Source organism: Pseudomonas sp. Pseusp10 (genome assembly GCF_059492225.1).
Genome location: NZ_CP168528.1, coordinates 1317064 through 1327500 on the forward strand (window position 1 = coordinate 1317064; position 10437 = coordinate 1327500).

Genomic DNA, 10437 nt, shown 5'->3' on the forward strand with positions numbered 1-10437 from the left:
GAATGCTCTCGCACCCGTCGGGCTTTGGCGCTGAACCTTACGGTTTCACCAACCGCGCATCGAGGCTATTTTGCGCCAGGCGTTTGGCCTGATCCTGGGTCATGCCCAGGTGGGTGTGCAGCGCATGGAAGTTCTCGGTGACGTAGCCACCGAAGTACGCCGGGTCATCGGAGTTCACAGTCACTTTCACGCCACGTTCCAGCATGTCGAGAATGTTGTGCTGCGACATGTGATCGAACACGCAAAGCTTGGTGTTCGACAACGGGCACACGGTCAGCGGGATCTGTTCGTCGATGATTCGCTGCATCAGGCGTTCGTCTTCGATGGCGCGCACGCCATGGTCGATGCGCTGGATCTTCAGCAGGTCGATGGCTTCCCAGATGTACTCGGGCGGGCCTTCTTCACCGGCGTGGGCGACGGTCAGGAAGCCTTCGTGACGGGCACGGTCGAACACACGCTGGAACTTGCTCGGCGGGTGGCCCATCTCGGAGCTGTCCAGGCCCACGGCGACGAACGCATCGCGGAACGGCAGCGCCTGGTCGAGGGTTTTCTGCGCTTCGTCTTCACTCAGGTGACGCAGGAAGCTCAGGATCAAACCACTGGTGATGCCCAGTTGCTGCTCACCATCTTTCAGTGCGGCGGCGATGCCATTAAGCACCACTTCGAACGGGATGCCACGGTCGGTGTGGGTCTGCGGGTCGAAGAACGGTTCGGTGTGAATCACGTTCTGCTCTTTGCAGCGCAGCAGGTAGGCCCAGGTCAGGTCATAGAAGTCCTGGGACGTGCGCAGCACATCGGCACCCCGGTAATACAGGTCGAGGAACTCCTGCAGGTTGTTGAAGGCGTACGCCTTGCGCAAGGTTTCGACGTCGTTCCATGGCAGGGCAATCTTGTTGCGCTCGGCCAGGGCGAACAACAGCTCTGGTTCCAGCGAGCCTTCCAGGTGCAGGTGCAGTTCTGCCTTGGGCAGGGCGTTCAGCCAGTCGTACATGATTCTTTTCTCATCAGGTGCAATGGTCGCCATTCTACAGAGGGTTGCTGCAACAATTGGTAAAACCTGACCGGCCGGTTCATCACTCGCTCTTCAGCGTTGTCGGTACCAGGTTGCTGATCGGCAGCTCAACCGCGCCGTCCGACAATCCGTCCCGGTAGTCCAGGGACTTCCAGTCATTGACGATGGAGCTCAGCACGGCTTTCGGCCCGAAGTACGCCATGTCCGAAGCGTAGCCCACGGCATAGACGCCGCGACGTTCGGTGGCCTGGATCGGCGCCGGGCTGTCGGTGTGCCGGAACACCACGTCCACGCCCTGATCGATCAGCGGGGCGTAGGCACTGGCAGTCAGGCAGGCGCTCAGGCCGATGGCCGACGCAACGGCGCAAAGCAGCTTCGTCAACGGACGGTTATGCATGAATTTTGACTCCATTTTGTTGTGAGATTGGCTGGTCTCTTGCGCCTGCACAGGGCTATGCAAACGGCTGACCAACAGCACAACAAAACTTGAAGCCGCGGCGTTGCCATCGCGAGCAGGCCCGCTCCCACAAAAGTAACGCGGTCCCTGTGGGAGCGATCCTGCTCGCGATAGGTTCGTGAAGTCCGATAAAAGTGCATGTCCTGGCACAGCTGCCACCCACTGGTGCGCTAAGGCAAGATCAGACTGAGTTGCTGGCGGAAAGGTCGGTGATCCCTGAAACCAACGCCATCGAAGGCATGACTCACTTCGTGTTGTTTGCGACGTTCATCATGTTGTCGCTGCTTGGGCCTTTGAGCCCTCCACAAAACCAATGTGGGAGCGAGCCTGCTCGCGATAGCGGTGTGTCAAACACTAAATATGTCGACTGACACGCCGTCATCGCGAGCAGGCTCGCTCCCACAGTTTTAATCGGTGTTGTATCAGGTTCCAGCGATCAACTGCCGCGCCGCCTGGCTGTGATCAGCAATCAACCCTTTCAGATCCAGCCCTTCGACCTGCCCGTCGATCACCCGCCACTTGCCGCCGACCATCACTCGATCCGCGCGATCGGCGCCGCACAGCAGCAGGGCCGAGACCGGATCATGGCTGCCGGAGAAGCGCAGCTCATCCAGTTTGAACATCGCCAGGTCAGCCTGCTTGCCCACCGCCAACTCGCCGATATCGGTACGGCCCAGCAGGCTCGCCGAACCCTTGGTCGCCCAGCCGAGCACGCGTTCCGGGGTGATCTTCTCGGCGCCGTAGCGCAGGCGCTGGATGTACAGGGCCTGGCGCGCTTCGAGCATCATGTTCGAGGCATCGTTGGACGCCGAACCGTCCACGCCCAGTCCAAGCAGCGCGCCCGCATCGGTCAACTCGATGCTCGGGCAGATGCCCGAGGCCAGGCGCATGTTGGAACTCGGGCAATGGCAAATACCGGTGCCGGCGGCACCGAGGCGGGCGATTTCATCCGGGTTGAAATGGATGCCATGGGCCAGCCAGGTACGCGGGCCGAGCCAGCCGACACTGTCCAGATAGTCCACGGTGCGCAGGCCGAAGCGTTGCAGGCAGAAATCTTCTTCGTCGAGGGTTTCTGCCAGGTGGGTGTGCAGGCGCACGTCGAGTTTGTTCGCCAATTCGGCACTGGCCGACATGATTTCCGGCGTCACCGAGAACGGCGAGCACGGTGCCAGGGCGATCTGGATTTGCGCGCCGTCACCGCGCTCGTGGTATTCGGCGATCAGCCGCTGGCTGTCGGCGAGGATCACTTCGCCTTCCTGCACGGTCTGTTGCGGCGGCAGGCCACCGTCCTTTTCACCGAGGCTCATGGAGCCGCGGGTCAGCATGGCGCGCATGCCCAGTTCGCGGACGCTTTCGACTTGCACGTCGATCGCATTTTCCAGACCTTCGGGGAACAGGTAGTGATGGTCGGCCGCGGTGGTGCAACCGGACAACAGCAACTCGGCCAACGCGACTTTGGTGGCGAGGGCGAGTTTTTCCGGGGTCAGGCGTGCCCAGACCGGGTACAGGGTTTTCAGCCAGGGAAACAGCGGCTGATTGACCACCGGCGCCCAGGCGCGGGTCAGGGTTTGATAGAAGTGGTGATGGGTGTTGATCAAGCCCGGCAGGATCACATGTTCGCGGGCATCGAACACTTCATTGCACGGAGCGGAGGGTTGTTGACCGGCGCCGAGTACTTCGACGATCAAGCCGTCTTGCAGCACCAGACCGCCACGGGCATCGAGACCGTTGGCCGTGAAAATGGCGAGGGGATTTTTTAACCAGGTACGGGTCGCAGGCATGTTGGCCGGCTCCTCTGAAAGTTGGGTTCAGGGTTGCCAGCTCAGTGTTGCCCTGTCTGCTGATCCAGGTTCGCCGGGGAGGCGAGGTGCGCAGTGTCGATCAAAACGCTCTGGCGGGCAAGCCCGGCCCGACAGGACAACAAATAACCCTGTGGGAGCGAGCTTGCTCGCGATAGCGGTTTACCAGACACAGATGTGCTGATTGACACTCCGCCATCGCGAGCAAGCTCGCTCCCACAGTGGGCGGCATTGATTACCAGGGAATGGTTTCGCCCCGGTAATTGATGAAGTGGTGCCCGCCCTTGCCGACATACGCATTCACCTGATCAACCAGACCACGTGTGCTGGTTTCCACGTCGATGTCCGCGCCTTCACCACCCATGTCGGTTTTCACCCAGCCCGGGTGTAGCGACAGCACAGTGATACTGGTTTCGCCCAACTGGGTGACGAAGCTGTTGGTCATGGAGTTCAGCGCCGCCTTGCTGGCCTTGTACAGTGCCAGTTCCGGCGCATCGGGCATGGTCACGCTGCCCAGCACCGAACTCATGAACGCCAGCACGCCGGTGTCCGGGCGGATTTGCTCGACAAAACGCTGGGCCAGGTTGATCGGTGCCACGGCGTTAGTGAAAAACAGCTGACCGACTTCGGCCATCGTCGCGCCACCGTTTGGCGTCTGGACATCCGGCCCTTTGATCCCGGCGTTGACGAACAGCAGGTCAAACACTTCACCCTTGAGCTGTTGGCTCAGGGCGGACACCGCTTGCTGATCGTCCATGTCGAGCTTTTCGATCTGCACCTTGCCCAGGGCCTGCAAGGCTTCGGCTTTTTGCGGATCGCGCACGGTGGCGGTGACTTGCCAGCCATCGGCCAACAGGGTTTTCACCAGCCCGAGGCCAAGCCCCCGGGAGGCGCCGATGATGAGTGCGGTTTTTGCCTTGGACATGATTGGCTTCCTTGAAGATTCAGAGTCGTGGATTCAATGGACACTGTTGCCCGAGCCGTTGTTGGAACTCATCGCGCAGCGCGCCGAGTTCGGCCATGCGGGCTTCGATCAGTTTGAGTTTGTCTTGCAGCAGTTGCGTGACGGCACGGTCGGGATCGGGCGACTGCCAGATCGCAGCGATGCTGTTGCCGATCTCGCCGAGGGTAAAGCCCAGTCGTTGAGCGGTCTTGATGTACTGCACCAGTTGCACCATGTCTGGCGGATAGTCGCGATACCCATTGGCACTGCGTTGCGCGGCGATCAACCCGCGCTGCTCGTAAAAGCGCAGCATGTCGCGGCTGACGGCGCTCGCCTGGGCTAATTCACCGATGCGCATCATGACGTTTCGAAGGGGGCTTGACCTTGGAGCATACTCCAGGCTTTAGCCTTGTTGCTCCCTGAATTGATGGAGCAATGTCGATGTGGACTACAACGCAATATCGCCGTTTGGTGCAAGGCAGTGCCTGGTACGACCTGATCGTGACGGTCGCGTTTGTCACGCCGTGGAGTTTTGCGGCGCTGCATGGGGTTTTGACGAGTGTGAGCCAGGCGTTGAGTTTGCCCGGTGAGCTGCCGCCGTTTGAACCGGTGCACATGTTGATGGCGAATCTGTTGGGGTCGATTGTCTGCGTATGGGCGGTGCTGCGGATTCGTGATCCACTGCAAATTTATGGGCGATATGACTCGGTCGCGAGATTTTTGTTTTCGGCATGGCAGGCTTATGCCCTTGCTCATGGCGCGAGTTCGCTGCTGGTGGTTTTTCTGATTTTTGAATTGGCGTGGGGCCTCGCTCAGGTGCTGCCTGTTCGGCAGCCATCGCGAGCAGACTTACCTGCTGGTTCCGCGGATTAGCAGGTGCGTCTCTGCGCCACGGCACCACTTAAGGGCAAGGTCTCGGATCAGGCTCCGAATTTGCCCGTTGTGATTTGGTTAAAAAATGAGCAGTTGGCTGCAGGCCATATCGGATCTGGCGCCGAGAGGGCCATGAACGGGTTATCCACAGATTGCTCCACAGTATTTGTGCGCAAGCTCCAAGCACAGGCATAAGCACTGAGTGGCTTTCTTCTAAAGGCGATAAACCGTTGTAACTATTTGTTTTTATTTGAATTTGATGTGCTTGATGGCAGATTGGACGAAAATTGAGCAAAGCCCGCAAAGCCGCATGACACAAGGGTTACAGCCGAATGTGCTCAGGTTATCCACAGCCGGGTGCACAGCAGATGTGGGCAAATATGGAATAAGTGCAAAAGCGGCGTGCCCCAAAAGATCGCAGCTCGATCCCATGCAGGAGCTGCCGAAGGCTGCGATCTTTTGCTCTTGTTTTTAGCGCAGCAAGAGAATACGCCCACGACTCAAATCGGCCAGCTGTGACTGCAAGGTATCGATTTGCGCATCGCCTACAGCCAACTGCAACTCGACACCATTGGCGGTGAAACTTTCATCCACAACCAATCCACTTGCCTCCGCTACCCGTAGCTTGACCAAGGCCAACTCGGCAAACCCGCAAGCGCAACGCAGCGGCACCCGACTGATCAGCTCGACTTTCGGCGCCGCTTGCAGGCATTTATTCGCACCACCGCCATAGGCCCGGGCGAGCCCCCCGGTACCCAGTTGGATGCCGCCATACCAGCGAATCACCAGCACTGCGACCTGGTCGCAATCCTGTGCCTCGATCGCCGCCAGAATCGGCCGGCCAGCCGTGCCGCCGGGCTCGCCATCATCGGTGCTGCGATACTGATCGCCGAGCTTCCACGCCCAGCAATTGTGCGAGGCATTCAAGTCACTGTGCTCTTCGATGAACGCCTGGGCTTCGGCCGGGCTGGAGATTGGCGCGGCGAAGGTAATGAAGCGGCTCTTGCGAATCTCTTCGCGGTATTCGCAAAAACCGCTGAGGGTAAAAGGCATACGTACCTGAATGGCTACTTAAATGGCAGGTTGCAGGCCGCAGCCCTTGAGAATGATGCGGATCAGGTTATCCCCGGCGTCTTCCATGTCTTGCCTGGTCAACCTGGCGCGCCCGGTGACGCGGCAGATCTGCGTGGCGAAGTCGGCGTAATGCTGGGTGCTGCCCCACAGCAGGAAAATCAGGTGCACCGGATCGACCGGGTCCATTTTGCCCGCGTCGATCCAGGCCTGGAACACGCCCGTACGGCCCTGGAACCAGGCGCGATAATCCTGGTTGAAATACTCGGTCAGGCATTCACCGCCGCTGATGACTTCCATCGCAAAAATCCGCGAGGCTTGCGGTTGGCGGCGGGAGAATTCCATTTTGGCGCGAATGTAACGGGTCAAGGCCTCGGTCGGATCATCCTCGGCCGTGAGGGTGTTGAAGGTGCTGTCCCACAGTTCGATGATGTTGCTCAGCACCGCCACGTACAAACCGAGTTTATTGGTGAAGTAGTAATGCAGGTTCGCCTTGGGCAGCCCTGCGTTCTGGGCGATGGTGTTCATGCTCGTGCCTTTGTACCCGTGACGGGCGAACTCGTCTTCGGCGGCTTTGATGATGGCCTCTTCGTTTTTCTGACGAATGCGGCTGACGGGTTTTCCGCCGTGGGCAGGGACTTCAAAGGTCATAAGCACTTCCGAACTGGTGGATGGGACGGCCAGTGCGTTGATAACGTACCCACCGGCTTCAGACAAGTCCTCACACAATAAAACCCTGCTCCGCAATCTACTGTGGGAGCGGGCTTGCTCGCGAAGACGGTGTGTCAAACAACATTGATACTGGATGTACCGGCCTCTTCGCGGGCAAGCCCGCTCCCACAGGTTTCTGTTATCCGACAATTCAGCGCGTCGCCGCCAGACTCTCCAGAAAACTCTCCAGCACCAGATGAGGTCGACGCCCCTTGCGTGTGACCGACGCCAGGCTCAGGTCATAGAAGTGCGTTTTGGCTTTCAACGCGCGCAACCGGCCTTGCTGCACCCAAAGACTCGCGTAGTGATCCGGCAGATAACCGATGTAGCGTCCGGTCAGGATCAGGAACGCCATGCCTTCGCGGTCCGAGGCACTGGCTGTGCAATTGAGCGCCTGGTAGTGGGCCTGGATCTCCGCCGGCAAACGGAAGGTGGGCGCGATGGCGTCCTGACTGTTCAGGCGTTCGTCGTCCAGTTGTTTGTCGTCGACATAAAACAGCGGATGGCCGACCGCGCAGTACAGCAGCGATCGTTCGCTATACAGCGGTTGATACTCCAGCCCCGACAGTGCGCTGGCCTGCGGCACCACGCCGACGTGCAGGCGGCCGTCGAGCACGCCTTGTTCGACTTCATTGGGCGCGATCATGCGGATCTGGATCTGCACATCCGGGCCGCGTTCTTTCAATTGCGCGAGGGCATGGGTGATGCGCATATGGGGCAGGGTGACCAGGTTGTCCGTCAGACCAATGATCAATTCGCCGCGCAAATGCTGGTGCAGCCCGTTGACCTCGGTACGGAAGCTTTCCAGTGCACTTAACAGTTGCAACGCCGATTGATAGACCTCGCGGCCTTCTTCGGTCAGGGAAAACCCGGCACGTCCACGTTGGCACAGGCGCAGACCGAGACGTTGCTCCAGATCGCTCATCTGCTGGCTGATTGCCGAACGACCGATGCCCAGCACGGTTTCCGCCGCAGAGAAGCCGCCGCATTCCACCACGCTGCGAAAGATCCTCAGCAGGCGAATATCAAAGTCGCTGACCTGGGCCAGCGGATCGGGGCGGCGAGTGCTCATGCGGGTTACTCAAAAGTTTAGTGGTTGGCTGACTGAACATTAGAAAAGTTGGATTTCACGGACTTTATCCCCGTGGCAATTTAGCTGCAACAACGGTTTTCAATCCTTACGCCGCTTATTGCCTTGCGAGGTTTCGCCCATGAACTTGTCTGAAAACGCCCCGACTTCCCTGGCCAGCCAGCTCAAGCTCGATGCTCACTGGATGCCTTACACCGCCAACCGTAACTTCCAGCGCGACCCACGCCTGATCGTTGGCGCCGAGGGCAGTTGGCTGATCGACGACAAGGGCCGCAAGGTTTATGACTCGCTGTCCGGTCTGTGGACCTGTGGCGCCGGGCACACCCGCAAGGAAATCCAGGAAGCGGTCGCCAAGCAACTGGGCACCCTCGATTACTCGCCAGGCTTCCAGTACGGCCATCCGCTGTCGTTCCAACTGGCTGAGAAGATCACCGACCTGACGCCGGGCAACCTGAATCACGTGTTCTTCACCGACTCGGGTTCCGAGTGTGCCGACACCGCCGTGAAGATGGTCCGTGCCTACTGGCGCCTGAAGGGCCAGTCGACCAAGACCAAAATGATCGGCCGTGCCCGTGGCTACCACGGTGTGAACATCGCCGGCACCAGCCTTGGTGGGGTGAACGGCAACCGCAAATTGTTCGGTCAGGCGATGATGGACGTCGACCACCTGCCGCACACCTTGCTGGCGAGCAATGCTTACTCCCGTGGCATGCCGGAGCAGGGGGGTATCGCCCTGGCTGACGAACTGCTGAAGCTGATCGAACTGCACGATGCGTCGAACATCGCAGCAGTATTCGTCGAACCATTGGCCGGTTCCGCTGGCGTGCTGGTTCCACCACAGGGTTACCTCAAGCGTCTGCGTGAAATCTGCGACCAGCACAACATCCTGCTGGTGTTCGACGAAGTGATCACCGGTTTCGGCCGCACCGGCACCATGTTTGGCGCCACCACCTTCGGCGTGACCCCGGATCTGATGTGCATCGCCAAGCAAGTCACCAACGGTGCGATCCCGATGGGCGCGGTGATTGCCAGCTCCGAGATCTACCAGACCTTCATGAATCAGCCGACGCCTGAATACGCGGTTGAATTCCCGCATGGCTACACCTATTCCGCACACCCGGTGGCTTGCGCCGCGGGCCTGGCAGCGCTTGACCTGCTGCAAAAGGAAAACCTGGTGCAGAGCGTGGCTGAAGTCGCGCCGCATTTCGAAAATGCGCTGCATGGCCTGAAGGGCACCAAGAACATCATCGACATCCGCAACTACGGCCTGGCCGGCGCGATCCAGATCGCTCCACGTGACGGCGATGCCATCGTGCGTCCGTTCGAAGCCGGCATGGCGCTGTGGAAAGCCGGGTTCTACGTACGCTTCGGCGGCGACACCCTGCAGTTCGGCCCAACGTTCAATAGCAAGCCGCAGGACCTGGACCGCCTGTTCGACGCGGTCGGCGAAGTGCTGAGCAAGATCGACTGATTTGACAACACACCTGTAGGAGCGAGCCTGCTCGCGATGGACGTTAACGATGATGCGGGCTGCCTGGATGAACGCGGCGTCCTCACTATCTTCGCGAGCAAGCTCGCTCCTACACAAAGCATCTATATATAGCAGGCGTCATTTCGTGGGCGCCTGTGGACAACTTTTCAGGAGCTTCCATGAGCGTTATTCCGCATTTGATCAATGGCGAACTGGTGACCGAGAACGGTCGCGCGGTTGATGTGTTCAACCCGTCTACCGGTCAGGCTATTCACAAGTTGCCGCTGGCGACCCGCGAAACCATCCAGAGCGCCATCGACGCCGGCAAGGCTGCGTTCCCGGCCTGGCGCAACACGCCGCCGGCCAAGCGTGCCCAGGTGATGTTCCGCTTCAAACAACTGCTGGAGCAGAACGAAGCGCGTATCGCCCAACTGATCAGCGAAGAGCACGGCAAGACCCTGGAAGATGCGGCCGGTGAACTCAAGCGCGGTATCGAGAACGTCGAGTTCGCTTGCGCGGCTCCGGAAATCCTCAAGGGTGAATACAGCCGTAATGTCGGCCCGAACATCGATGCCTGGTCTGACTTCCAGCCGCTGGGCGTAGTGGCCGGTATCACTCCGTTCAACTTCCCGGCCATGGTGCCGCTGTGGATGTACCCGCTCGCAATCGTCTGCGGCAACTGCTTCATCCTCAAGCCATCCGAGCGTGATCCGAGTTCGACACTGTTGATCGCGCAACTGCTGCTCGAAGCCGGTCTGCCGAAAGGCGTGCTGAGTGTGGTGCACGGTGACAAGACTGCAGTGGATGCACTGATCGAAGCGCCGGAAGTCAAAGCGCTGAGCTTCGTCGGTTCGACGCCGATTGCTGAATACATCTATTCCGAAGGCACCAAGCGCGGCAAGCGCGTTCAGGCCCTGGGCGGTGCGAAGAACCACGCCGTGCTGATGCCGGATGCAGATCTGGACAACGCTGTCAGCGCACTGATGGGCGCGGCTTACGGTTCTTGCGGT

Annotated in this window: 10 protein-coding genes and 1 pseudogene (1 of these 11 only partly in view); 3 read left to right on the top strand and 8 right to left on the bottom strand. The window is 59.6% G+C overall.

Features of this window, described 5'->3' with window-relative positions; all coding sequences use genetic code 11:
- Window positions 1-37: 37 nt before the first annotated feature.
- From ACEN8Z_RS05880 to ACEN8Z_RS05900, 5 genes and pseudogenes are all read right to left on the bottom strand, one after another.
- On the bottom strand, window positions 38-991 hold the full coding sequence (locus ACEN8Z_RS05880) for an adenosine deaminase (protein ID WP_007996475.1): 954 nt from the start codon (window positions 989-991) through the stop codon (window positions 38-40).
- Window positions 992-1076: 85 nt separating this feature from the next.
- Window positions 1077-1337, bottom strand: a pseudogene (locus ACEN8Z_RS05885) (BMP family ABC transporter substrate-binding protein); the annotation flags it as partial.
- A gap of 554 nt (window positions 1338-1891) precedes the next feature.
- Complete coding sequence (locus ACEN8Z_RS05890) at window positions 1892-3250, bottom strand: 8-oxoguanine deaminase (RefSeq protein WP_442101065.1); 1359 nt, start codon at window positions 3248-3250, stop codon at window positions 1892-1894.
- Between the two features lie 253 nt (window positions 3251-3503).
- Window positions 3504-4193 (bottom strand): SDR family oxidoreductase, encoded by a 690-nt coding sequence (locus tag ACEN8Z_RS05895; protein ID WP_495597050.1) that lies wholly within the window; start codon window positions 4191-4193, stop codon window positions 3504-3506.
- Between the two features lie 19 nt (window positions 4194-4212).
- Window positions 4213-4569: a MerR family transcriptional regulator gene (locus ACEN8Z_RS05900; protein WP_495598087.1), complete on the bottom strand. Its 357-nt coding sequence runs from the start codon at window positions 4567-4569 to the stop codon at window positions 4213-4215.
- A gap of 83 nt (window positions 4570-4652) precedes the next feature.
- Between ACEN8Z_RS05900 and ACEN8Z_RS05905 the strand changes: the two genes are divergently transcribed.
- Window positions 4653-5084, top strand: a complete 432-nt coding sequence (locus tag ACEN8Z_RS05905) for a hypothetical protein (protein ID WP_495597051.1) — start codon at window positions 4653-4655, stop codon at window positions 5082-5084.
- A 471-nt stretch (window positions 5085-5555) separates the two neighbouring features.
- Here ACEN8Z_RS05905 and ACEN8Z_RS05910 read toward each other — a convergent pair whose 3' ends face one another.
- From ACEN8Z_RS05910 to ACEN8Z_RS05920, 3 genes are all read right to left on the bottom strand, one after another.
- On the bottom strand, window positions 5556-6137 hold the full coding sequence (locus tag ACEN8Z_RS05910) for an IMPACT family protein (RefSeq protein ID WP_495597052.1): 582 nt from the start codon (window positions 6135-6137) through the stop codon (window positions 5556-5558).
- Window positions 6138-6155: 18 nt separating this feature from the next.
- Window positions 6156-6806: a TetR/AcrR family transcriptional regulator gene (locus ACEN8Z_RS05915; RefSeq protein ID WP_495597053.1), complete on the bottom strand. Its 651-nt coding sequence runs from the start codon at window positions 6804-6806 to the stop codon at window positions 6156-6158.
- A gap of 211 nt (window positions 6807-7017) precedes the next feature.
- On the bottom strand, window positions 7018-7938 hold the full coding sequence (locus ACEN8Z_RS05920; RefSeq protein ID WP_495597054.1) for a LysR family transcriptional regulator: 921 nt from the start codon (window positions 7936-7938) through the stop codon (window positions 7018-7020).
- Between the two features lie 139 nt (window positions 7939-8077).
- On the opposite strand from ACEN8Z_RS05920, the gene aptA reads away from it, so the two are divergent.
- Together aptA and ACEN8Z_RS05930 are read left to right on the top strand one after the other, a co-directional pair.
- The gene (gene aptA, locus ACEN8Z_RS05925; protein WP_007997065.1) at window positions 8078-9427 is read left to right on the top strand and encodes an omega-aminotransferase AptA; all 1350 of its coding nucleotides are present in this window, start codon (window positions 8078-8080) and stop codon (window positions 9425-9427) included.
- A 179-nt stretch (window positions 9428-9606) separates the two neighbouring features.
- Window positions 9607-10437 carry the 5' portion of a CoA-acylating methylmalonate-semialdehyde dehydrogenase gene (locus ACEN8Z_RS05930; RefSeq protein WP_495597055.1) on the top strand. It continues 663 nt past the right edge of the window, so only the first 831 of its 1494 coding nucleotides appear in the window; its start codon is at window positions 9607-9609; its stop codon lies beyond the right edge, outside the window.